Origin of the sequence: Burkholderia cenocepacia (assembly GCF_900446215.1) — a bacterium.
Lineage (GTDB): Bacteria > Pseudomonadota > Gammaproteobacteria > Burkholderiales > Burkholderiaceae > Burkholderia > Burkholderia cenocepacia.
This window is the reverse complement of record NZ_UAQZ01000007.1, coordinates 205,080-226,954: the sequence shown is the minus strand read 5'-3', so window position 1 is coordinate 226,954 and position 21,875 is coordinate 205,080. Positions and strand designations below refer to the sequence as shown.

20 protein-coding genes are annotated in these 21,875 nt (G+C 68.3%); 12 read left to right on the top strand and 8 right to left on the bottom strand.

Going from position 1 to position 21,875, the window contains the following annotated elements:
* Positions 1 to 60: 60 nt before the first annotated feature.
* Complete coding sequence (locus DTA15_RS15015) at positions 61 to 1,329, top strand: lipoprotein-releasing ABC transporter permease subunit (RefSeq protein WP_006493665.1); 1,269 nt, start codon at positions 61 to 63, stop codon at positions 1,327 to 1,329.
* A gap of 26 nt (positions 1,330 to 1,355) precedes the next feature.
* Here DTA15_RS15015 and DTA15_RS15010 read toward each other — a convergent pair whose 3' ends face one another.
* Entirely contained in the window at positions 1,356 to 2,168 is an 813-nt protein-coding gene (locus tag DTA15_RS15010; protein WP_006486126.1) for a hypothetical protein, read from the bottom strand.
* Between the two features lie 550 nt (positions 2,169 to 2,718).
* Between DTA15_RS15010 and DTA15_RS15005 the strand changes: the two genes are divergently transcribed.
* Complete coding sequence (locus tag DTA15_RS15005) at positions 2,719 to 4,689, top strand: Xaa-Pro dipeptidyl-peptidase (RefSeq protein ID WP_006486123.1); 1,971 nt, start codon at positions 2,719 to 2,721, stop codon at positions 4,687 to 4,689.
* Between the two features lie 132 nt (positions 4,690 to 4,821).
* Positions 4,822 to 5,190 (top strand): NUDIX domain-containing protein, encoded by a 369-nt coding sequence (locus DTA15_RS15000; RefSeq protein ID WP_006486124.1) that lies wholly within the window; start codon positions 4,822 to 4,824, stop codon positions 5,188 to 5,190.
* Positions 5,191 to 5,211: 21 nt separating this feature from the next.
* Here DTA15_RS15000 and DTA15_RS14995 read toward each other — a convergent pair whose 3' ends face one another.
* Complete coding sequence (locus tag DTA15_RS14995; protein WP_006486136.1) at positions 5,212 to 6,141, bottom strand: 2-hydroxyacid dehydrogenase; 930 nt, start codon at positions 6,139 to 6,141, stop codon at positions 5,212 to 5,214.
* A 167-nt stretch (positions 6,142 to 6,308) separates the two neighbouring features.
* Between DTA15_RS14995 and osmF the strand changes: the two genes are divergently transcribed.
* The 6 genes from osmF to DTA15_RS14965 all read left to right on the top strand — a co-directional run bounded on the left by osmF (position 6,309) and on the right by DTA15_RS14965 (position 11,510).
* On the top strand, positions 6,309 to 7,232 hold the full coding sequence (gene osmF / locus DTA15_RS14990) for a glycine betaine ABC transporter substrate-binding protein OsmF (protein WP_006493662.1): 924 nt from the start codon (positions 6,309 to 6,311) through the stop codon (positions 7,230 to 7,232).
* Positions 7,229 to 8,407 (top strand): ABC transporter permease, encoded by a 1,179-nt coding sequence (locus DTA15_RS14985; protein WP_012493541.1) that lies wholly within the window; start codon positions 7,229 to 7,231, stop codon positions 8,405 to 8,407. The genes osmF and DTA15_RS14985 overlap by 4 nt, the downstream gene beginning before the upstream one ends.
* Positions 8,404 to 9,357, top strand: a complete 954-nt coding sequence (locus tag DTA15_RS14980; RefSeq protein WP_006489110.1) for an ABC transporter ATP-binding protein — start codon at positions 8,404 to 8,406, stop codon at positions 9,355 to 9,357. Before DTA15_RS14985 ends, DTA15_RS14980 begins: the two co-directional genes overlap by 4 nt.
* Entirely contained in the window at positions 9,354 to 10,121 is a 768-nt protein-coding gene (locus tag DTA15_RS14975; RefSeq protein ID WP_006489111.1) for an ABC transporter permease, read from the top strand. Before DTA15_RS14980 ends, DTA15_RS14975 begins: the two co-directional genes overlap by 4 nt.
* 32 nt (positions 10,122 to 10,153) lie before the next feature.
* Positions 10,154 to 10,549 (top strand): NAD(+)--rifampin ADP-ribosyltransferase, encoded by a 396-nt coding sequence (gene arr, locus DTA15_RS14970; RefSeq protein ID WP_006489117.1) that lies wholly within the window; start codon positions 10,154 to 10,156, stop codon positions 10,547 to 10,549.
* Between the two features lie 274 nt (positions 10,550 to 10,823).
* The gene (locus DTA15_RS14965) at positions 10,824 to 11,510 is read left to right on the top strand and encodes a lytic transglycosylase domain-containing protein (protein ID WP_006489129.1); all 687 of its coding nucleotides are present in this window, start codon (positions 10,824 to 10,826) and stop codon (positions 11,508 to 11,510) included.
* 100 nt (positions 11,511 to 11,610) lie between these two features.
* On the opposite strand, the gene DTA15_RS14960 is transcribed toward DTA15_RS14965, so the two are convergent.
* From DTA15_RS14960 to DTA15_RS14935, 6 genes are read right to left on the bottom strand one after another with little or no spacing between them, the layout of a single operon-like run.
* Positions 11,611 to 12,051, bottom strand: a complete 441-nt coding sequence (locus DTA15_RS14960) for a dihydroneopterin aldolase (protein ID WP_006489139.1) — start codon at positions 12,049 to 12,051, stop codon at positions 11,611 to 11,613.
* Complete coding sequence (locus tag DTA15_RS14955; protein WP_006489116.1) at positions 12,048 to 12,680, bottom strand: sarcosine oxidase subunit gamma; 633 nt, start codon at positions 12,678 to 12,680, stop codon at positions 12,048 to 12,050. The genes DTA15_RS14960 and DTA15_RS14955 overlap by 4 nt, the downstream gene beginning before the upstream one ends.
* Positions 12,670 to 15,681, bottom strand: a complete 3,012-nt coding sequence (locus tag DTA15_RS14950) for a sarcosine oxidase subunit alpha family protein (protein WP_006489130.1) — start codon at positions 15,679 to 15,681, stop codon at positions 12,670 to 12,672. The genes DTA15_RS14955 and DTA15_RS14950 overlap by 11 nt, the downstream gene beginning before the upstream one ends.
* Positions 15,678 to 15,992, bottom strand: a complete 315-nt coding sequence (locus tag DTA15_RS14945; protein WP_006489131.1) for a sarcosine oxidase subunit delta — start codon at positions 15,990 to 15,992, stop codon at positions 15,678 to 15,680. Before DTA15_RS14945 ends, DTA15_RS14950 begins: the two co-directional genes overlap by 4 nt.
* Positions 15,993 to 16,013: 21 nt before the next feature.
* Entirely contained in the window at positions 16,014 to 17,258 is a 1,245-nt protein-coding gene (locus DTA15_RS14940; protein ID WP_006480591.1) for a sarcosine oxidase subunit beta family protein, read from the bottom strand.
* A gap of 14 nt (positions 17,259 to 17,272) precedes the next feature.
* Complete coding sequence (locus DTA15_RS14935) at positions 17,273 to 18,658, bottom strand: L-serine ammonia-lyase (protein WP_006489136.1); 1,386 nt, start codon at positions 18,656 to 18,658, stop codon at positions 17,273 to 17,275.
* Positions 18,659 to 18,943: 285 nt separating this feature from the next.
* On the opposite strand from DTA15_RS14935, the gene DTA15_RS14930 reads away from it, so the two are divergent.
* The 3 genes from DTA15_RS14930 to ltnD all read left to right on the top strand — a co-directional run bounded on the left by DTA15_RS14930 (position 18,944) and on the right by ltnD (position 21,873).
* Entirely contained in the window at positions 18,944 to 20,017 is a 1,074-nt protein-coding gene (locus DTA15_RS14930) for a GlxA family transcriptional regulator (protein ID WP_006489138.1), read from the top strand.
* Between the two features lie 191 nt (positions 20,018 to 20,208).
* A complete protein-coding gene (locus DTA15_RS14925) occupies positions 20,209 to 20,913 on the top strand; it encodes a FadR/GntR family transcriptional regulator (RefSeq protein ID WP_006489135.1) in 705 nt (234 codons plus the stop codon).
* Positions 20,914 to 20,982: 69 nt separating this feature from the next.
* Positions 20,983 to 21,873, top strand: coding sequence for an L-threonate dehydrogenase (gene ltnD, locus DTA15_RS14920; RefSeq protein WP_006489132.1), 891 nt, complete (start codon positions 20,983 to 20,985; stop codon positions 21,871 to 21,873).
* Positions 21,874 to 21,875 lie beyond the last annotated feature (2 nt).

The window sequence follows — 21,875 nt, the reverse complement described above, 5'->3', positions numbered from 1 at the left end:
CGGCTGCACACGGTCGCGCCACGTTCGCTAGAATGCGCGGCTCGGCAGGATCGAATCGAAATGAAAGGAAACCGCTTGAAACTCCCGTTCGAATGGCAGATCGGGCTGCGCTACGCGCGCGGCGGCCGGCGCTCGGCCGGCGACGGCTTCGTGTCGTTCATCGCCGGCGCCGCGATGGCCGGCATCGCGCTCGGCGTGGCCGCGCTGATCGTCGTGCTGTCGGTGATGAACGGCTTTCGCACCGAGGTGCGCGACCGGATGCTGTCGGTGCTCGCGCACGTGGAAATCTTCTCGCCGTCCGGCGCGATGCCCGACTGGCGGCTGACCGCACACGAATCGTTACAGAACACGGCGGTGCGTGCCGTCGCACCCTACGTCGACGCGCAGGCGCTGCTGACGAACGCGGGCAACGTGACGGGCGTCGCGCTGCGCGGCATCGATCCCGTGCTCGAGCCGCGCGTGTCCGAGATCGCGCGCAAGCTGAAGACCGGGCGCCTCGACGCGCTCGCGCCGGGCGAGATGGGCATCGTGCTCGGCGCCGCGCTCGCCGATGCACTGCACGTGAAGATCGGCGACCGCATCACGTTCTTCGCGCCCGGCAACCGTGCGCGCCTGGGCGACGCGCTGCCGCGGTTCCGCCAGTTCAACGTGGTCGGCACGTTCGAGTCGGGCCACTACCAGTACGACAGCGCGCTCGCGTACATCCACATCCGCGATGCGCAGCAACTGTTCAACGTGCCCGCGCCGACCGGTATCCGGCTGCGCGTCGACGATCTGCAGCGTGCGCCGGAGGTCGCGCTGGCGCTGTCGCGTACGCTGTCGGGCGACCTGTATATCCGCGACTGGACGCGGCAGAACCGCACGTGGTTCGAGGCCGAGCGGCTGCAGAAACGCATGCTGTCGCTGATCCTGATGCTGATCGTCGCGGTCGCCGCGTTCAACCTCGTGTCGTCGCTCGTGATGACGGTCACGCAGAAGCAGGGCGACATCGCGATCCTGCGCACGCTCGGCGCGCCGCCCCGCTCGATCATGAAGATCTTCGCGATCCAGGGAATGACGATCGGCCTCGCCGGCACGCTGGCAGGCGTCGCGCTCGGCTGCGCGATCGCGGTGAGCATCCCGGTGGTGCTGCCGGCGATCGAGCAGTTGCTCGGCATCCGCTTCCTGACGCCGTCCGTGTATTTCCTCAGCGCGCTGCCGTCGAAGCTGTCGGCGCTCGACGTGATCGAGATCGCATCGGCCGCGTTCCTGATGTCGTGCGTCGCGACGCTCTACCCGAGCTGGCGCGCCGCACGGGTGCGGCCCGCCGAAGCGTTGCGCGACGAGTAGACGCAGCCGGCTCGATTGGCGCGGCGTTACGCGATCTCGTGGAAACCGACGCTGTTGCCGCCGTCCGGCGTGTAGCTGGCGAGCACATCGAAGCCGACGTTGACGAGTTCCACGCGCATGCCGTGGGACTTGTTGCCGGACGCGTCGACGAAGATCGACGTGCCCGACGATAGCTGGCGTGCGGCGTCCAGCAACGCGAGCGTGCCGCGCGCGCTGCCGGCCGACGGCGCGATCGTCAGCGTCGTGCCGTCCTGCGTGGTGAAGTGCCCGCCGGGCGGCACGGGCGGCGGGTTGTCCGCGACCGACCGGTCGAGCAGGCTCATGAAGTGAAAGCGCGTGTCGGCGCCCTGACTCGCCGCCGCGCGATCGCTGTCCGTGAACGTATCGCCTCGCACGGCCGCACCCTGCGCGGCGATATCGACGGCCTGCTCGTGAAACGCGCGCGTCGCGAGCACGAGGCCGGCGTTCGCATTCAGCGTCGACTCGATCCATGCGCGGTCGCTGTCGGTCAACGTCGTCGACACCACCTTGATCCGGCCGGCGTCGGTCATGAAATCGAATGGCGCATCGGCCAGGTCCGGCCGCTTCGCGACGATGTCCCGCAGGCTCGTCGCGAGCGCGTCGGTCACGCCGCGCAGCTTCATCGACAGGTCGCCCACCATCGACAACTGTTTCGTCAGCGCCGCCTGCATCGCTTCCGGGTCGATTGCCCGGATGCCGATCGGCGCGTCTTGCGGCGCGCCGGACGCGGCCGCGTCCGTCGTCTGACGCCCGTCGAGCGCCGCCTGTGCCATTTGCGCGAGCGTAAGGCCGCCCGCCGCCGTGACCGGAATCGTCATTGCCCTCTCTCTCGTTTTCAGCGCGTTTTTCATTGTTTACGGACGGATGGCCGGGAAGTTGAGCGTGCATGCAACACACACGTCGAAACTTTGTTTGACCCGAACTAAAAAAGTTTGACACGGGCATTTCGCTGAGATAACTTTTGCGCAAGCTTCCGGAAAGCAATCCGGCCAGCGTGCCGACTCGCGTCGCGCTTTCCTGCCGTTGCAGCACCGCCGTTCGCAACATTCCCGCCTCATTGCATCGTGCCGTTCCGTTTCATTCGAAACCTGAAGGAATCCCGGGCATGCCCGCATTTGATTCGCAGTCCTGCATTCGCAGCGAACCGCCGCACTGACGATTTCCGTTCGGGGCGATGCACTCGCCTCGACGCCGGCCGGATGCACGCCGCCTGACCCGCGCCGGCACCGGGCGAGACGCTCATCCATCTCGCCCGCCGTTTTTTGATGGTGCAGTTCCGCTTCATCCGACGCAGCACCCGGCCAGGCCGCAGGGGGCGTATCGCGAGCCAGCCGGTTCCAGACAAACACAAGAGACGAGGTCGATTCAATGAACATTCATCGAACCGGAGTGCGGCGCGCATGGCTGCCCGCGCTCGTGGCGGCCGCGACGCTCGCCGCGTGCGGCGGCGACGACGGCGGCAGCGTGGCGGGCGTGTCAGCGCTCGCGCAGGGCCAACAGGAGGGGGCCTCCGCCGCGGCCGGCACGGCCAATACGCCATCGCTCGCGTCGCGCTTTTCGCCGTCCGGCGTGCCGTACGCGAATCCGGCGAGCGGCGGACGCTACAAGCCGGTGATCAGCAACGGCCAGGTGCAGCCGTCGCTGTCGGGCGGCACGATCGAGGAAAACGCGTGGGTCGACACGCCGGTCGATTCCGACGGCGACGGCACGCGCGACCGCATCCACGTACGCATCGTGCGGCCGTCCGAAACCGCGAACGGCGCGCGCACGCCCGTCATCGTGCTCGCGAGCCCGTATTACGCCGGGCTCGCCGACAGCCCCAATCACGACGTCGACGTCGAACTCGACGGCACGCCGCATCCGGCCGCGACCGCCGGTGCCGCGGCATCGGCGTCCGCCCGCATCTTGGCCGCGGCGCCGCAATCGCGGATGCTGCAGCAGGTCGAGGCGGCTGCCGCCGGCCGCTCGTGGATCGAAAGCTATTTCGTGCCGCGCGGCTTCACGATCGTCTATGCGGATTCGCTCGGCACCGCCGGCTCGGACGGCTGCCCGACGATCCTGACGCGCGACGAATCGGTCGCGATGGCGTCGGTGATCCGCTGGCTCGGCCGCGATGCGACCGCGAAGGACGCGAACGGCAAGACGGTCGTCGCGAACTGGTCGACCGGCCACGTCGGCATGTACGGCGTGTCGTACGACGGCACGCTGCCGAAGATGGTCGCCAGCCTGCGCACGCGCGGGCTCGACGCGATCGTGCCGATCGCCGGGCTGTCGAACATGTACGGCTACTACCGCTCGGGCGGCCTCGTGCGCGCGCCGGAAGGCTATCAGGGCGAGGACGTCGACGTCTACATCAAGGCGCTGCTGACCAACGCGCATCCGGAGCGCTGCACGCACCTGATCGACGAAGCACTGCAGCAGGAAGACCGCAAGACCGGCGACTATTCGCCGTTCTGGGCCGCACGCGACATCCCGACCGGGTTCGCGGTCGCGCCGGCGCTCGTCGCGCAGGGCCTCACCGACGACAACGTGCGCGTCGACCAGTCGACGTCGTGGTATCTGGCGATGCGACGCCAGGGCGTGCCGACCCAGCTGTGGCTGCATCGCCTGAAGCACACCGATCCGACCCGCGTGCCGGGCATGGCCGACGCGTGGACCGCGGAGGTGAACCGCTGGTTCACGCGCTACCTGATCGGCTATGACAACGGCGTCGAGCAGGATCCGCGCGCGGTGATCGCGCAGGCGGACGGCACGCTGCTGAAGGAAGCCGACTGGGCCGCGCGGCGCGCCACGCCGGTCACGTACTTCGCGGGCGGCGACGGCGCCGGTACCGGCACGCTGCTGCGGCTGCCGAGCGGCGGCCCGCTCGCGCGCTTCACCGACGATGCGCGCATTCCCGCGCTCACGCTGGCGAACACGCCGACCGGCGAAAACCGCAGCCGCTTCGAGACGGCCCCGCTGACAGCCGCCACGCGCATCTCCGGCACCGCGACCGCGCACGTCAGGCTGACCTTCACGGGCGTCGCGAACGTGACGGCGCTGCTGGTCGACCGCGCGCCGGACGGCACGGCGACGATCGTCACGCGCGCATGGACCGACCCGCGCAACCGGCTGTCCGAGTGGGTGTCGCAACCGGTGCTGCCCGGCATGCCGTACGACCTGAAGCTGACCTTCATGCCGCGCGACTACCGGCTGGAAGCCGGCCACCGGCTGGGGCTCGTCGTCCTCTCCAGCGACTACGAGGCGACGCTGCGACCGACGCCCGGCACGGGCCTGACGCTCGATCCGGCCGGCACGTCGGTGACGGTGCCGCTCGCGTCATCATCGACGGGCGCGTAGCCGTGCGCCGGCTGGCAGCCTGACGCTGCCGTCTCCCCCGCCCGCATCCGCGTCGATGCGGGCGGGGGCAACGCTGCAAGAAGGGAACACCTGCGCTAGGCTGCGGCAATCGAATGCCTACGGTGAGCCCCCATGATTCCTCTCAGCGCCAAAGCCATCGTCCGCAATGGCCGTTCCGTCCTGTTCCTGCGCAATCCCCGCGACGAGTGGGAGCTGCCGGGCGGCTGGCCCGAAGCGGGCGAATCGCTCGAAGACGCGGTCACCCGCGAAGTGGAGGAAGAATGCGGAATCGTCGCGTCGGCGATCCGCTACGTGGGCAGCCGCTCGTGCGAGGTCGTGCCGGGCAAGCGCGTACTGATCGTGTGCTTCCAGTGCGAGGTCGATCGCCATGACATCGTGCTGAGCGACGAGCACCACCAGTTCGGCTGGATCGATCTCGATGCCGACAAGCCGGCGAACCTGCCGGATTTCTACTGGACATTCTGCAAGCAGGCGGACTGATTCGACGCCGCCGCGCGGCGCTCACACCGGCGTCAACACCGGCTGCCCCGCGAAATGCCGCGCCGCGTTGTCGAGAAACTGCCGCACCGAACGATCGAGCGCCTCGGGCGACCAGCCGCCCATGTGCGGCGTGAGCACGACGCTGTCGAGATCCGTCAGCGCACGCGGCGGCTCCGGTTCGCCTTCGTACACGTCGAGCCCCGCGCCCGCGATGCGCCGTTCGCGCAGCGCGTCCGCCAAAGCAGCGGTATCGACAACACTGCCGCGCGACACGTTGACGAGAAAGCCGCCGGGGCCGAGCGCGTCGAGCACGGTGCGATCGATCAGATGCCGCGTGCCCGCGCCGCCCGGCGTCGCGACGATCAGGAAATCGGCCCACTGCGCGAGCGCGTCGACCCGGTCGAAATAGCGATACGGCACGGGCTTCTCCGACCGGTTGTGATAACCGATCTCGATGTCGAAGCCGGCCGCGCGGCGCGCGCATTTCTCGCCGATCTTGCCGAGCCCGACGATGCCGAGCTTCTTGCCCGACACGTTCGGCGGCATCGACAGCCCGTCGCGCCATACGCCCGCGCGGGTCTTCGCATCGAGCTGCACGACGTTGCGCACCGCCGCGAGCAGCAGCGCGAACGCGTGATCGGCGACGCAATCGTCGTTGGTGCCGGCGCCCGTGACCACGACAATGCCGCGCGCCTTCGCATGCGCGACGTCGATGTGCTCGTAGCCCGCGCCGAGCGCGCTGACGAACGTGAGCCGCGGCAGCCGGTCGATCTCGGCGGCGGTCAGCCCGGTGCTGCCGTTGGTCAGCACCGCACGAATCGTGCTGCCGTGTTCGGCGATCGCGCGTTCGCGCGCATCGGGCGTCGGGGCATAACGCACGTCGAACGACGCGGCGATCTCGCGATGCGCGTCGCCGCGCAGCGCGATGAGGACCAGCAGCTCGGGCTTCATGTCAGCAAATGTCCGCAGGCGGGGAACGAATTTCAGTGTAACAAGCCCGCATGACGGATGCGGGTTATCCCCACACCGGCTGTGGACACGCCGCCGCACGCGGTTTGCCAAAGCCGGCTCAGTCAAGTAACTTTCGGCGTACGCCCCCGTCCTGGAGATTGGCCCCGATGAAGCTCGCCCTGCCCGCCCGGATCCTGGGCCTCGCGTTCGCCGCCGCCATCGTGGCGCCCGGCGCGCACGCCGACACGCCCGTCGTGGTGTCGTCGAAAATCGACACCGAAGGCAACCTGCTCGGCAACCTCATTTCGCAGGTGCTGAAGGCCCACGGCATTCCCGTCACCGAAAAGATCGCGCTCGGCACGACGCCGATCGTGCGCAAGGCGCTCACGAGCGGCGAGATCGACGTCTACCCCGAATACACGGGCAACGCCGCGTTCTTCTTCAACAAGGCCGACGACCCGGTGTGGAAGAACGCGAGCCAGGGCTACGACACCGCGAAAAAACTCGACTACGCGGCGAACCATCTCGTGTGGCTCGCCCCGGCGCCCGCGAACAACACGTGGGGCGTCGCGCTGCTTGCGCCCGTCGCTCAGTCGCAGCACCTGAAGACCTTCTCCGACTTCGGCAAGTGGGTGGCCGGCGGCGGCAAGGTGAAGCTCGCGGCCTCGGCCGAATTCGTGAACAGCGCATCGGCGCTGCCGTCGTTCGAGAAAGCGTACGGCTTCAAGCTGAAGCCCGAGCAGCTCGTCGTGCTGTCCGGCGGCGACACGGCCGCGACGATCAAGGCCGCCGCGAACCAGACCGACGGCGTGAACGCCGCGATGGTCTACGGCACCGACGGCGGCATCGCATCGAGCGGCCTCGCGGTGCTCGACGACGACAAGCACGTGCAGCCCGTCTACGCGCCGGCGCCGGTGATCCGCGAAGCCGCGCTGAAAGCGCATCCGCAGATTGCCGACTTGCTCAAGCCCGTGTTCGCGAGCCTCGACCTGAAGACGCTGCAATCGCTGAACGCCCGCATCCAGCTCAACGGCGAGCCGGCGGCCGGCGTCGCGAAAAGCTACCTGAAAGCGAAGGGTTTCGTGAAATGACGGAGCGCGCGGCCGCGTCCGCGCGGCGCGTCACGCTCGACAAGGTCGGCATCCTGATCGGCATCCTGACGATCGTCGCCGTGTTCGGCCTGTCGTTCGCGGTGCTGCGGCCAAACCGGATCGCGGCCGGTACCGGGCTGTCGGTGTTCGCCGCGCTGCCGGCGATGCAGGGCGCCGCGCTCGCCGCGCTGTGGACCGTCGGCGCGCTATGGGCGATGACGGCGAGCCGCCCCGCGTGGCGGCTCGCGGCCGGCTGCGCGGGGCTCGCGACGCTCGCGTATGCGGTCGGCGCGGCCGCGACGCACGTCGTCGCGCCCGACGACATGCTGGCCCGCGTGTCGCCCGACGCCGGCGTCTGGTTGCTGCTGTTCGCGTGGGCCGTGCTCATCGCCGACGCGCTCGCGCGCCTCGCGTTCGGCCCGTGGCGGCGCCTCGCCGCGCTCGCCGTCGCGATCGCGGCGGTTGCCGTGCCGCTCGCGAGCGGCTGGTGGGACGGCCTCTCCGTGATGCGCGAATACGCAGTGCGCAGCGACGATTTCTGGCGCGAAGCGATCCGTCACGTGTCGCTCGCGGGCGGCTCGGTCGCCGCCGCGCTCGTGGCCGGCGTGCCGCTCGGCATCGCCTGTGCGCGCATCGCGGCGGTGCGCACCGTCGCGATGCCGGTGCTCAATATCGTGCAGACGATCCCCAGCATCGCGATGTACGGGCTGATGATGGCGCCGCTCGGCCTGCTCGCCGCGCACGTACCGCTCGCGGCCGCGCTCGGCATTCGCGGGATCGGCGTCGCGCCGGCCGTGCTCGCGTTGTTCCTCTACTCGCTGCTGCCGATCGCGTCGAGCGTCGTGGTCGGGCTCGAACAGGTGCCGCCGCACGTGACCGAAGCGGCCCGCGCGATGGGCATGACGCGCGTGCAGCGGCTGCTGCGCGTCGACCTCGTGCTCGCGCTGCCGGTGATCCTGAGCGGCGTGCGCATCGTGCTCGTGCAGAACATCGGGCTGACCGCGGTTGCCGCGCTGATCGGCGGCGGCGGATTCGGCACCTTCATCTTCCAGGGGATCGGTCAATCGGCCGCCGATCTCGTGCTGCTCGGCGCGATCCCGACGATCGCGCTCGCACTGGCGGCCGCCGTCGTGTTCGAAGCCGCGACGTCGCTCGCGAAGGGACGTGCAGGATGATCGAGATCGAACGAGTCGGCAAACGCTTCGGCGACGTGGTCGCCGTCGACGACGTATCGCTGACGATGCAGCGCGGCACGATCACCGCGCTCGTCGGCGCATCGGGCAGCGGCAAGTCGACGCTGCTGCGCATGATCAACCGGCTGATCGCGCCGACCAGCGGCACGATCCGCATCGACGGCGTCGATACGGCGACGGTCGCACCCGAGCAACTTCGCCGCGGCATCGGCTATGCGATCCAGGGGCACGGGCTGTTTCCGCACTGGAGCGTCGCGCGCAACATCGCGACCGTGCCGCGCCTGCTCGGCTGGCCGGCCGAGCGCATCGCCGCGCGCGTGAACGAACTGCTCGACCTGTTCCACCTCGCGCCGGCCGAATTCGCCGGCAAGCTGCCGCACGAACTGTCGGGCGGCCAGCAGCAGCGCGTCGGGGTGGCGCGCGCCCTCGCCGCCGAGCCCGCGATGCTGCTGATGGACGAACCGTTCGGCGCGCTCGATCCGATCATCCGCAACAAGGCGCAGGACGACCTGTTCGCGCTGCAGCGCCGCCTCGGCATCACCGTGGTGATCGTCACGCACGATATCGAGGAAGCGCTGAAGCTCGGCGACACGATCGCGGTGATGGACGGCGGCCGGCTGCTGCAGGTCGCGTCGCCCGCCGAGATTCTCGGCCGGCCGGCAGCGGGGGTGGTCGAACAGCTCGTCGCGGGCGTCGACCGGCCGCTGCGCCTGCTCGCGCTCACGCCGATCGACGCCGTGGCCGAAGCCGGCCACGCCGACGGCGAACCGATCGCCGCGACGCGCACACTGCGCGATGCGGTGTCCGAATTGTTGTGGCGCGGTGTCGACGCGCTGCCCGTCGACGATACCGCCGCCGGCGACCGCCACGCACACGGCCCCCGTCGCATCACGCTCGACGCGATCCGCTCGCACGCGAGGCAGCCCGCATGACGACGCGCAGCAGCGTGGGGCCCAAGCGGCCGTCGCTTCCCGCGTACGTCGCCCGCGCGGCCGCGCTCGCGCTGTTGCTCGTGCTGTTGTTGCGCCCGGCCTGGCTGCAGGGTCTGTTCGCGCCGTTCGCGGACAACGGCGCGCCGGTGATCTACGATCGCGCGAGCCTGCTCGATCTCACGCTCGCGCATCTCGGCACGGTCGCGCTGTCGAGCCTGATCGGCACGATCGTCGCGGTCTCGGCGGGCATCGCGGTCACGCGTCCGTTCGGCGCCGATTTCCTGCCGGTCGCGCGCAGCGTCGTCGATATCGGCCAGACCTTCCCGCCGGTCGCCGTGCTCGCGCTCGCGGTGCCGGCAGTCGGCTTCGGATTGAAACCCGTGCTGATCGCGCTCGTGTTGTACGGGCTCCTGCCGGTTTTCGAAAGCACGATCGCGGGGCTCGAGGACGTGCCGCGCGACGTCGTCGACGCCGCACGCGGGATGGGGATGAGCGGGTGGCAGCAACTGGTGTCCGTCGAGCTGCCGCTCGCGTTCCCGGTGATCGTCAACGGCATCCGCCTCGCGGTCGTGATCAATCTCGGCACCGCGACGATCGGCTCGACGGTCGCCGCGCGCGGGCTCGGCGACGTGATCATCGCGGGCCTGCAGACGTCGAACACCGCGTTCGTGCTGCAAGGCGGCGTGATCGTCGGCTTGCTTGCGGTGCTCGTCAGCGATGCGATCGGCGCGATTGCGCGGGTAGCGAGCGCGCGGCGCGCCTAGCAGCCGTTGCGCAATTTTCCGAAGGAGCAACCATGTCTGTCCTCGACACCGGCCCGTTTTTTCATGGCACGAAAGCGGATTTGCGGATCGGCGACTTGCTGACGGCAGGCTTCCGATCGAATTATCGGGACGACGTCGTGATGAATCACATTTATTTCACGGCCCTGCCCAAAGGCGCCGGCCTGGCCGCGGAAATGGCCAAGGGCGACGGCCGGCCGCGGGTCTATATCGTCGAGCCCACCGGCGAATTCGAAAACGACCCGAACGTCACGGACAAGAAATTCCCCGGCAATCCGACGCGCTCGTATCGAAGCACGTCGCCTTTGAAGATCGTCGGCGAACTCGATCGCTGGGAACCGTACGATCCCGAGTTCATCCAGCAGCTCAGAGCCCGCGTCGAAACCGGTATGGGCGAGATCATCAACTAGCGTTTCGTTCGCGCCGATTCGCCAATCGGGCCCGAACTGCCGCCGGCATGGGACACGCGAGCCGACGACATTGCCGCGATACCGCGGGGCGAATCGCAGGAGAGGACGGAAACGCCCGGTTCATCCGGACTCCGATGCGTGTCCGCGCAACGATCGGCGCGTCGATCGTCGCGAACGTGACAAGCCTACACGTCGCTTTCACTCGAACTCGCCCTCGACCACCGGCCGCGATTGGTCGATATACTATGCGCCTCCCATTTCCCCGCACTCGACCATGCGACGACGGTTCTTCTGGCTGATCGTGCTTTCGCTCGGCATTGCGCAACCCGCCGCGGCGCAGCAGGCGCCCGCCTTGCCTGCCTCTGCGCCCGAAGCAGCCGCATCCGCGCCAGGCGACGCATCCGCACCGCTCGCCAACGATCAGCCCAACGAAGCAAACCGCCGCATCACGTCCTACCTGACGAAGAAATTCGGCGTCGCGAAGGAACGCGCCGCGAAGCTCGCCGATATCGTGAGCGTCACTGCGACGAAATATTCGCTGCCGCCGGCACTCGTTTACGCGATTATTTCGATCGAATCGCGCTTCCAGGAAAAGGCGCGCGGCCAGCATGGCGCGACCGGGTTGATGCAGGTCGTACCGTCCGCGCACCGCGGCATGCTGCGCAACGTGAAGGATCTCACCGAGCCGAATGCGAACGTCGAGGTCGGCTCGCGCATTCTGTCGGGCTACGTGAAGGCGGCCGGCGGCAACGTGCAGGCCGGGTTGAAGAGCTACAGCGGCGGATCGAGTGCGTATGCGGCGAAAGTGATGCAGCGCGTCGATGCGTTCCGGTTCGTGCTCGAACCCGAGGACGATGCGAAAAGCGCGAATACCGGGAGCGATGCGAACAACGCGAAGGCACACATGGTGCCGGTCAGCGATCCGTCAGCGGCGCCCGCCGCGAACCGCAACGCGAAGTAAGTGCATGCAGGAACGTAAACGAGTGCGGCGGCGCATTCGCGCCGCCGCCCCATGGAATCGCCGGATCACCTCCCTCGTGCCTTGATCCGGCCCCCTCTGATCAAAGCTGCCCCGCCGCCCCCGTCCACCGCAGGTAATCTCCGCGCGTCCAGTCGAGCGACACGCCCACGCGCTTCGTCCCCGGCCGGATCTTCGGCTTGTACATCGACAGCGTCAGCGATTCCAGCGCCGGCCATTCGCGGAACGACAGCACCGCGAGATCGGCGACGAGCGTCTCCAGCAACCGCGTATGCGGCTTGTGCGCCAGAAACGACGCCACGCGCGCGCAGTACCCGTCGTAATCGATCCACTCGCCCTGCTCGCTCGGCTCGCAGCGATACCCGAGCCGCGCATCGATCACGATCGGCTGCGGCGCCTCGTGCTCGTGCGCGTGAATGCCGATCCGCGCGGGCACCTTCAGTTCGTCGACGAACACGCTCCAGCCGCGCCCGCGCAGGCGCGGCGCGTCGATCGCCACGAACGGTTCGTCGAACGGCTTCATGAGACGAGCGGCGCCGCGGCGTCGAGCATGATGCGCACGAAATAGTCGGCGAAGCTGCGACGCAGGACGATCTCGAACGTGTCGTCGCCGGTCGGGATCAGCGTGATCGGCGACTTGAAGTAGTGCGACTGCGCGCACTGGCCCGGCTTGAACACGCGCGGATGCAGGTCGAGCGGGCAGCCGCGCGCGATCACGTCGCGCACGCGTTCGCCGCTGATCTCGACGACCGTATAGCCGCTGCCGACGTCGACGGCCGCCGCGTACGAGCCCTGCACGGCCTCCGCCAGCTTCGCCTCGAGCACGCCGGCCTGAACCGGCCCGTTCGACCGCACGAGCCATTCGTCGGGGCCGAGCCACAGCACGTCGTACTCGGCGCCGCGCGCCACCGTGTTCGGCTGCGCGGGCGGCCGGCAGCCCACCACGCGCTCGAACGCGGCGACGAATGCCGGATCGTTCAACTCGCCGCGCACGTTGACGAGATCGAGGAACGGCCGCTCGCGCAGCGTGAACTTCTTCGATGCGCGCGCCTGGTGCGCCTTCAGCACGTCGGCCGCGCCGACGAACGGCGATTCAAGCGTCACGCCGCCCGCACCCGCCACCTGCGTCTGGTTTCTCGTTTCATTCCACATGCTGACGCACCCCTTCGGTATCGTAGAAAACCGGGCTCGAAATCTTCGCGGTGATGCGCTTGCCATTGGCCAGCGGAATCACGACGCTCTCGCCCATCTTGTTCAGGCCGCCCTTCACCACCGCGAGCGCGATCGAGCGCTTCAGGATCGGGCTGTAGTAGCTGGACGTCACGTGGCCGATCATCGGCGTCGGATCGACCGCCGACACCTGCGTGTCCTTCGCGACGATCTGCGCGCCTTCCGGCAGCACGAACTGTTCGTCTTCGGTCAGCAGGCCGACGAACTGCTTGCGGCCTTCCTTCGCAGTATCCGAACGCGACAGCGAACGCTTGCCGAGGAAGTCCTTCGACTTCGCGACGAGCCCGCCCATCCCGAGGTCGTACGGCGTGATCGAGCCGTCGGTGTCCTGGCCGACGATGATGTAGCCCTTCTCCGCGCGCAGCACGTGCATCGTTTCCGTGCCGTACGGCGTGATGTCGAACTCGGCGCCGGCCGCCATCAGCGCTTCCCACACCGCGCGGCCCGCATTCGCCGGCACGTTCACTTCGTAGGCGAGTTCGCCCGAGAAGCTGATCCGCATCACGCGCGCCTTCGCGCCGGCAACCGTGCCGTTGCGGTAGCTCATGAACGGGAACGCCTCATTGCCGAAGTCGATGTCCTGACACACCTTCTGCACGACCTTGCGGCTCTTCGGGCCGACCACCGCGAACGTCGCCCAGTGATCGGTGACGGACGCGAGCCGCACCTTCATGTCGGGCCATTCGGTCTGCAGCCAGCGCTCGAGCCACGTCAGCACGCGCGCCGCGCCGCCGGTGGTGGTCGTCATCATGAAATGCTGGTCGGCGAGGCGCACGGTCACGCCGTCGTCGAACACCATCCCGTTTTCGTCGAGCATCAGCCCGTAGCGGCACTTGCCGATCTCGAGCTTGTTCCACGGGTTCGTGTACATCCAGTTCAGCAGCTTCACCGCGTCCGGGCCCTGGATGTCGATCTTGCCGAGCGTCGACGCATCGAGAATGCCGACGCCGTTGCGCACCGCGAGGCATTCGCGCTTCACGGCCGCATGGAGATCCTCGCCGTTCTTCGGGAAATACCACGGCCGCTTCCAGTTGCCGACGTCCTCGAACATCGCGCCGTGCTCGACGTGCCATTCGTGCACGGCCGTCTTGCGGATCGGGTCGAGGAAGTCGCCCGTCTCGCGGCCCGCGAACGTGCCGAACGACACGGGCGTGTAGTTCGGGCGGAACGTCGTCGTGCCCGTTTCCGGAATCGTCTTGCCGAGCGCGCCCGCGAGGATCGCCATCCCGTTGATGTTGCCGAGCTTGCCCTGGTCGGTGCCGAAGCCCATCGCCGTGTAGCGCTTCACGTGCTCGACCGATTCGAAGCCTTCGCGCGCGGCGAGCAGGATGTCGGCGGCGGCAACGTCGTTCTGGAAGTCGACGAACTGCTTCGGCCCGCGCGCGGCCGCCTCGCGGCTGCCGACGAGCCACAACGGCTGCAGCGCGCCTTCGACGGTTTCCGCGACCTGCGGTGCGGCCGGACGCTGCGCGGCCGTGAAGCCCGCGGCCTTCGCCGCTTCGACGCCCGCATCCACCGCGAGCCGCAGCGCACGGGCGAGCCCGAATTCGCCGGCCGCCGCGCCGATGCTCGCTTCCGCCTGCACGGGCTTGCCCGGCAGGAAGCACGCCTTCTCGTCGTTCCAGCACGCCTTGCCGCCCGATTGCGCGAACAGGTGCAGCACCGGGCTGAAACCGCCCGACATCGCGACGAGGTCGCACGGCAGCGTCTGCAGCTTGCCGCCGGTCTGGCCGTTCGAGTAGGACGCGACGTCGACCGACGATACGCGCCACTTGCCCGAAGCGGCCGTGACGACCGCGCCGCTCATCACCGTCACGCCCTGCCGCTTCGCAGCGGCCGGCAGCGCGCCGTTCGACGACGCGCGGGAATCGACGACCGTCACCTTCGCGCCGCACGCTTTCAGGTCGAGCGCGGTCTGATAGGCGCGGTCGTTGTTCGTGAACACGACCACGTTGCGGCCCGGCAGCACGCCGAAGCGATGCACGTAGGTCGACACCGCGCCCGCCAGCATCACGCCCGGCAGGTCGTTGTTGCCGAACACGATCGGCCGCTCGTGCGCGCCGGTCGCGAGGATCACGCGTTTCGCGCGGACCTTCCACAGCAATTCGCGCGTGCCCTTGCGCATCGACACCGGCAGGTGATCGGTGAGGCGCTGCGTGACCGTCACGAGGTTGTGGTCCTGATAGCCGAACGCGGTGCTGCGCGACAGGATCGTCACGTCGGGCAGCTTGCGCAGTTCGGCCTCGATCTTCTCGACCCATTGCAGCGCGGGCTTCGCGTCGATCTCCGCGCGGCACGACAGCAGGCTGCCGCCGAGTTCGCGCTGGTCGTCGACGAGAATCACGCGCGCGCCGGCCGTGGCGGCCGCATGCGCGGCGGCGAGGCCCGACGGGCCACCGCCGACCACGAGCACGTCGCAGTGCGCGTAGCATTTGTCGTAGCGATCGGCGTCGAGCACTTCGGGCGCCTTGCCGAGGCCGGCCGCTTCGCGGATCTTCTCTTCGTACTTCGGCCACATGTTGCGCGGCCACATGAAGGTCTTGTAGTAGAACCCGGCCGGCATGAAGCGCGAGAACTTCTGGTTGATCGCGTACTTGTCGTTCTCGAGCGTCGGCTCGGCGTTCACGCTGGTCGCGACGAGCCCCTGGTACAGCTCGATCTCGGTCGCGCGCGCGTTCGGCACCGTATACGGGCCGGTTTCGAGCTGCACGACGGCATTCGGTTCCGCGACGTCCGCCGTCACGATCCCGCGCGGACGGTGGTACTTGAAACTGCGCGCGACGAAATGCACGCCGTTCGCGAGCAGCGCGGACGCGAGCGTGTCGCCCTGGAAGCCCTGGTACGTGCGGCCGTTGAACGTGAACGTCAACGGAATCGCGCGATTGATGCGGCCACCGGTGCCGAGGCGGTCTTTCTGGCTCATTTGCTCGTGCCCTCTTCGTGTGCGTTGCCGGCAGCTGCGCCATTGTTGGCAGCTCCACCGAACTTTTCGTAGCCCTTGATATCGTAGGTCACCGTGTCGCGCGTGACCTTGAACCAGCGGCGGCAGCCCTGCGTGTGCAGCCATTGCTCCTTGTGGAGCCCGCGCTTGTTCTCGCGCATGAACACGTATTCGCCCCATTCGCGGTCGGTCATGGTCTCGTTCGCCACCGGGCGCACGATGTCGGCTTCACCGCCGCACGTGAACTCGGATTCGGCGCGCGGCCCGCACCACGGACATTCGATCAGCAACATGTTTCTTTCTCCTCAGTGCGGTTAGTGCGCGACGGCAGCAGCGCCGTGCTCGTCGATCAGATGGCCCGTGTAGAAGCGGTCGAGCGCGAACGGTGCGTTCAGCGGATGCGGTTCGTCGCGGGCGATCGTGTGCGCGAACACCCAGCCCGAACCGGGCGTCGCCTTGAAGCCGCCGGTGCCCCAGCCGCAGTTGAAATAGAGGCCCTTCACGTCGGTCTTGGTGATGATCGGGCACGCGTCCGGCGACACGTCGACGATGCCGCCCCACTGGCGGTTCATCCGCACGCGCGAGAACACCGGGAACATCTCGACGATCGCCTGCAGCGTGCTTTCGATGATGTGGAAGCTGCCGCGCTGGCCGAAGCCCGTGTACTGGTCGATACCGGCGCCGATCACGAGGTCGCCCTTGTCGGACTGGCTGATGTACGCGTGCACCGCGTTCGACATGATCACCGAGTTGACGACCGGCTTGATCGGCTCCGACACCAGCGCCTGCAGCGGGTGGCTTTCGATCGGCAGACGCACGCCGGCCATGTCGGCGAGCGTCGTCGTGTTGCCGGCGGCGACCACCGCGACCTTCTTCGCCTTGATGAAGCCCTTCACCGTATCGACGCCGACCACCGCGCCGCCTTCGCGGCGAATGCCCGTGACCTGGCAGTTCTGGATGATGTCCACGCCGGCGCGGTCCGCGCCGCGTGCGAAGCCCCAGGCCACCGCGTCGTGACGCGCGACACCCGCACGGCGCTGGATCGATGCGCCGAGCACCGGGTAGCGGCTGTTCAGGTTGATGGTCGGCTCGATTTCCTTGATCTGCGCGGGCGTCAGGAATTCGGCATCGACACCGTTCAGCCGGTTCGCGTTCACGCGGCGCTCGGTGTCGCGCACGTCCTGCAGCGTGTGGGCGAGGTTCATCACGCCGCGCTGGCTGAACATCACGTTGTAGTTCAGGTCCTGCGACAGCCCTTCCCACAGCTTCATCGCCTTCTCGTACAGCGCGGCCGATTCGTCCCACAGATAGTTCGAGCGCACGATCGTCGTGTTGCGCGCGGTGTTGCCGCCGCCGATCCAGCCCTTCTCGAGGATCGCGACGTTCGTGATCCCGTGTTCCTTCGCGAGGTAGTACGCGGTCGCGAGGCCGTGGCCGCCGCCGCCGACGATCACGACGTCGTATTCCTTCTTCGGCTCCGGGCTCTTCCACTGCTTCTCCCAGTTCTCGTGATACGAGAGGCCGTTGCGGAACAGGCTGAATATCGAGTAGCGGCTCATGTTTGGATCCTTCGTTAGCATTCGATGACGTTCACGGCGAGACCGCCGCGCGACGTTTCCTTGTATTTCGTCTTCATGTCGGCGCCGGTTTCGCGCATCGTCTTGATCACGGAATCGAGCGATACGTAGTGCTGGCCGTTGCCCTTGAGCGCCATGCGCGACGCGTTCAGCGCCTTGATCGCGCCCATCGCGTTGCGCTCGATGCACGGGATCTGCACGAGCCCGCCGACCGGGTCGCAGGTCATCCCGAGGTTGTGCTCCATGCCGATCTCGGCCGCATTCTCGACCTGGTCCGGCGTGCCGCCCATCACGGCGGCGAGCGCGGCCGCGGCCATCGAGCACGCGACGCCCACTTCGCCCTGGCAGCCGACTTCCGCGCCGGAGATCGACGCGGTTTCCTTGTAGATGATCCCGATCGCCGCGGCCGTCAGCAGGAATTCGACGATGCCGGCTTCGTTCGAGCCCGGCACGAACTTCACGTAGTAGTGCAGCACCGCGGGGATCACGCCGGCCGCGCCGTTGGTCGGCGCGGTGACGACCCGGCCGCCGGCCGCGTTCTCTTCGTTCACGGCCATCGCATACAGGTTGACCCAGTCGAGCATCGACAGCGGATCGCGCAGCGACTCTTCCGAACGCGCGCGCAGGCGGCCATTCAACTCGGCCGCGCGACGCTTCACGCGCATCGGGCCCGGCAGATCGCCCTCGACCTTGCAGCCGCGCTCGACGCAGGCGGCCATCGTGCGCCAGATCGCGAGCAACCCGGCGCGCACTTCGTCGGCGGGGCGCAGCGCGCATTCGTTGCGCAGCATCAGTTCGGCGATCGACAGCCCGTGCTCGCGGCACTGGCGCATCAGGTCGTCGCCGGTGCGGAACGGATACGGCACGTCGACCGCCGCCCGCACGCCGTTCACGCGATCGCCGTCCCGGTTCACGACGAAGCCGCCGCCGACCGAGTAATACTCCTTCTCGACGAGCAACTGGCCGTGTTCGTCGAACGCCTGGAAGCGCATCCCGTTCGGGTGCACGATGCTCGTGCCGCTCATCAGCTTGCGAAAGAAGCCGATGTGCTCCTTTTCCTCGAAGCGCACCGTCTGCTTGCCGAGCAGCGACAGCGTCTTCTCCGCGCGGATCGCGGCGAGCCGCGGCTCGATCAGGTCCGGATCGATCGTGTCGGGCAGGTGGCCCTCGAGGCCGAGCAGCACGGCCTTGTCGGTGCCGTGGCCCTTGCCGGTCGCGCCGAGCGAGCCGTACAGCTCGACCCGCACGCGGCGCACGAAGCCGAGCAGGTTCGCGTCCTCGACGTGCGACGCGAAGCGGCACGCGGCGATCATCGGGCCGACCGTATGCGAACTGGACGGGCCGATGCCGATCTTGAACAGGTCGAACGCGCTGACGTTCATCTGGCTTCCTTTGGGTTGCATGCGTGAAATGTCGTTGGGCCCCAGTACATCAAAGCGTAAAATCGGCCGATAGAACAAAAACGGCATCGGCGTGGGATAGCGCCGCCAAGCGCCGCGCCGGCCGGCCCGAAAGTGCGTTTTGGCGATGGTTCGCGACGAAAAACCACAAGTCCGGCCGCGGCCGATCGGCGACGCTGGCTGCATCCGCGCCGCCCCGGCAGCCGTAACCCGCAAACCGAGTGAAACGAGTGAGACCGCCTGCCCGGCGTGACGAGATTGGCCGCGATGACCCCCGACGTACCCGCTTCCCCCCTCGCAGAACCCGCGCCGCGGCGCATCCGCTTCGGCATCGTGCTGCTGCCGAACTTCACGCTGACGGCCTTCTCCGGCTTCGTCGACATGCTGCGGCTGTCGGCCGACGACGGCGACTACAGCAAGCCGGTGCGCTGTGCGTGGAGCGTGATCGGCGAGACGCTCGCGCCGGTGCGCGCGAGTTGCGGGATCCAGATCACGCCCTGGGAGACGTTCGACGCGGCCGAGCCGTTCGACTATGTGGTGGTGGTCGGCGGGCTGCTGCATTCGGGGCCGCAGGCCGGCCCTGAAACGCTCGATTTCGTCCGCCGCGCGGCGGCGGACGGCGCGACGGTCGTCGGCATCTGCACCGGCGTGTTCACGTTGATGCGCGCCGGCGTGCTCGACGGCTACCGCACCTGCGTGAGCTGGTTCCATTACTGGGATTTCATCGAGCGCTTTCCGTCCGCCGACCCCGACCTGCTGATCGCCGACCGGCTGTTCGTGATCGACCGGCGCCGGATCACGTGCTCGGGCGGCCGCGCGTCGATCGACGTCGCCGCCGCGATCCTGCTGCGCCATTTCGATCACGCGACCGTGCAGAAGGCGCTGCGCATCCTGCTCGTCGGCGAGATGCAGAAAGGCAATGCGCCGCAGCCGCATCCGCCGGGCCTCGAGCCGGCGACGCATCCGAAGGTCAAGCGCGCGATTCTTCTGATGGAACAGCACGTCGGGCGGGCGCTGCCGCTCGAGGAACTCGCGTGCAAGCTCGACCTGTCGACGCGGCAGCTCGAACGGCTGTTCAAGGCGGAGACCGGCAAGAGCCCGCAGGCCTTCGCGAAACAGGTGCGGCTGCGTACCGCCGCGTGGCTGCTGACGAGTTCGGACCGCACGGTCGCCGATATCGCGTCGAGCTGCGGATTCGCCGATGCGTCGCACCTCGGGCGCGAATTCCGCAAGCAGTTCGGCGTGCCGCCGGCGACGTATCGCGAGCGCGGCGGCGACGTGGCTGAAGTCGCCGCGACGCCCGACGGGTCGGCCGATCCGGTCGAGGACATCGCCGACTGAACGCCCCCGGGCGCGCATCCGCCTCCCCCGTCGATTGCGGATCGACACACGTTCACATCGGTTTCGCCGCTTTTGGAACCGGTTCCAGTCAACTTAGCCGACGTTCGCCGCCGTAAAACGAGGGTTATCCCGGATGCTGATGCCCGCTCAAATTTGTATGATGACCACATCACCTTACAAACCTGAGCATCATGTTCGAGAAAATTCCCGCCCGGGCGATGAGCGACCATGTCGCGCAGCAACTGCTCAAGCAGATCGAAGTGGGCAGCTTCTCGGCCACCGGCAAGCTGCCGACCGAGGCCGTGCTCGCGCAGGAATTCGGCGTGAGCCGCACCGTGATCCGCGAGGCGATCTCGCGGCTGAAGAACGAAGGCGTGGTCGAGCCGCGCCAGGGCAGCGGCGTGTTCGTAAACCAGCACGGCGCGATCCGGCCGCTGCGGATCGACTACGCGGAAGCCGTCGAGGCGAGCTCGCTGCCGCATCTGCTCGCGGTACGCCGCGCGATCGAGGCTGAAGTCGCGGCCGAAGCCGCGCTGCACCACACCGCCGACGACATGGCCGACATCGACGACGCGCTGCGCAAGATCGACGAAGCGGTGGCCGAAGGGCGCGACGGCGTCGCGGAAGACGTCGCGTTCCACCGCACGATCGCGGCCGTCACCGGCAACCCGTATTTCCTGAAGACGCTGCAGTTCCTGAACCAGTACCTCGAAGCCGGCGTGAAGGTCACGCGGCGCAACGAAGCGACGCGCGAGGACTTCTCGCGCCAGGTGCGCGACGAACACGCGGCGATCGCCGACGCGATCCGCGCGCGCGACCCGATGGCCGCCCGCAACGCGGCGCGCACGCACATGTACAACGCCGCCCGCCGTCTCGCGGAAGCCGGCATCTGCTGAAAGCCGGCGGCGCGGCCGTTCCCGGCAGCGCCGCCGTCACGAACCTCCCCGAATCGATCAAGGTTGACCATGTCACGAAATGTTGGAGTCATCGGCCTCGGCGCGATGGGCCTCGGCGTCGCACGCTCGCTGCTGCGCGCCGGGCTGCGCGTGCACGCATGCGACGTGCGCGACACCGTGCTGCAGGCGTTCGCCGCCGAAGGCGGCATCGCGTGCGCGACGCCGGCCGAACTCGGCGCGCAATGCGACGTCGTCGTCACGCTCGTCGTCAATGCCGCGCAAACGGAAACGGTGCTGTTCGGCGAACACGGCGCGGTCGCGGCGATGAAGCCGGGCGGCGTCGTGATCGCGAGCGCGACCGTCGCACCCGAATTCGCGGTCGCGCTCGGCGCACGCATCGAGGCTGCGGGCCTGCAGATGCTCGACGCGCCCGTGTCGGGCGGCGCGGCGCGCGCGGCCTCCGGCGAGATGACGATGATGACGTCGGGCCCGGCCGCCGCGTATGCCGGCTGCGAGGACGTGCTCGCCGCGATCGCCGGCAAGGTGTACCGCCTGGGCGACGCGCACGGCATCGGCTCGAAAGTGAAGATCATCAATCAGTTGCTGGCCGGCGTGCATATCGCGGCGGCCGCCGAGGCGATGGCGCTGGGCCTGCGCGAAGGCGTCGATGCCGACGCGCTGTACGACGTGATCACGCACAGCGCCGGCAATTCGTGGATGTTCGAGAACCGTGTGCCGCACATCCTGAACGGCGACTACACGCCGCTGTCGGCCGTCGACATCTTCGTAAAGGATCTCGGCCTCGTGCTCGATACCGCGCGCCGCAGCAAATTCCCGCTGCCGCTGTCGGCCACCGCGCACCAGATGTTCATGAGCGCGTCGAGCGCCGGCCACGGCGGCGAGGACGATTCCGCCGTGATCAAGACTTTCCCCGGCATCACGCTGCCGCCCGCCCGCTGATT

What these genes read in the sequence shown, in the direction of transcription:
- DTA15_RS15015 (WP_006493665.1), top strand. Translation starts at nt 61, where the DNA reads ATGAAAGGAAACCGCTTGAAACTCCCGTTCGAATGGCAGATCGGGCTG.
- DTA15_RS15010 (WP_006486126.1), bottom strand. Translation starts at nt 2,168, where the DNA reads ATGACGATTCCGGTCACGGCGGCGGGCGGCCTTACGCTCGCGCAAATG.
- DTA15_RS15005 (WP_006486123.1), top strand. Translation starts at nt 2,719, where the DNA reads ATGAACATTCATCGAACCGGAGTGCGGCGCGCATGGCTGCCCGCGCTC.
- DTA15_RS15000 (WP_006486124.1), top strand. Translation starts at nt 4,822, where the DNA reads ATGATTCCTCTCAGCGCCAAAGCCATCGTCCGCAATGGCCGTTCCGTC.
- DTA15_RS14995 (WP_006486136.1), bottom strand. Translation starts at nt 6,141, where the DNA reads ATGAAGCCCGAGCTGCTGGTCCTCATCGCGCTGCGCGGCGACGCGCAT.
- osmF (WP_006493662.1), top strand. Translation starts at nt 6,309, where the DNA reads ATGAAGCTCGCCCTGCCCGCCCGGATCCTGGGCCTCGCGTTCGCCGCC.
- DTA15_RS14985 (WP_012493541.1), top strand. Translation starts at nt 7,229, where the DNA reads ATGACGGAGCGCGCGGCCGCGTCCGCGCGGCGCGTCACGCTCGACAAG.
- DTA15_RS14980 (WP_006489110.1), top strand. Translation starts at nt 8,404, where the DNA reads ATGATCGAGATCGAACGAGTCGGCAAACGCTTCGGCGACGTGGTCGCC.
- DTA15_RS14975 (WP_006489111.1), top strand. Translation starts at nt 9,354, where the DNA reads ATGACGACGCGCAGCAGCGTGGGGCCCAAGCGGCCGTCGCTTCCCGCG.
- arr (WP_006489117.1), top strand. Translation starts at nt 10,154, where the DNA reads ATGTCTGTCCTCGACACCGGCCCGTTTTTTCATGGCACGAAAGCGGAT.
- DTA15_RS14965 (WP_006489129.1), top strand. Translation starts at nt 10,824, where the DNA reads ATGCGACGACGGTTCTTCTGGCTGATCGTGCTTTCGCTCGGCATTGCG.
- DTA15_RS14960 (WP_006489139.1), bottom strand. Translation starts at nt 12,051, where the DNA reads ATGAAGCCGTTCGACGAACCGTTCGTGGCGATCGACGCGCCGCGCCTG.
- DTA15_RS14955 (WP_006489116.1), bottom strand. Translation starts at nt 12,680, where the DNA reads ATGTGGAATGAAACGAGAAACCAGACGCAGGTGGCGGGTGCGGGCGGC.
- DTA15_RS14950 (WP_006489130.1), bottom strand. Translation starts at nt 15,681, where the DNA reads ATGAGCCAGAAAGACCGCCTCGGCACCGGTGGCCGCATCAATCGCGCG.
- DTA15_RS14945 (WP_006489131.1), bottom strand. Translation starts at nt 15,992, where the DNA reads ATGTTGCTGATCGAATGTCCGTGGTGCGGGCCGCGCGCCGAATCCGAG.
- DTA15_RS14940 (WP_006480591.1), bottom strand. Translation starts at nt 17,258, where the DNA reads ATGAGCCGCTACTCGATATTCAGCCTGTTCCGCAACGGCCTCTCGTAT.
- DTA15_RS14935 (WP_006489136.1), bottom strand. Translation starts at nt 18,658, where the DNA reads ATGAACGTCAGCGCGTTCGACCTGTTCAAGATCGGCATCGGCCCGTCC.
- DTA15_RS14930 (WP_006489138.1), top strand. Translation starts at nt 18,944, where the DNA reads ATGACCCCCGACGTACCCGCTTCCCCCCTCGCAGAACCCGCGCCGCGG.
- DTA15_RS14925 (WP_006489135.1), top strand. Translation starts at nt 20,209, where the DNA reads ATGTTCGAGAAAATTCCCGCCCGGGCGATGAGCGACCATGTCGCGCAG.
- ltnD (WP_006489132.1), top strand. Translation starts at nt 20,983, where the DNA reads ATGTCACGAAATGTTGGAGTCATCGGCCTCGGCGCGATGGGCCTCGGC.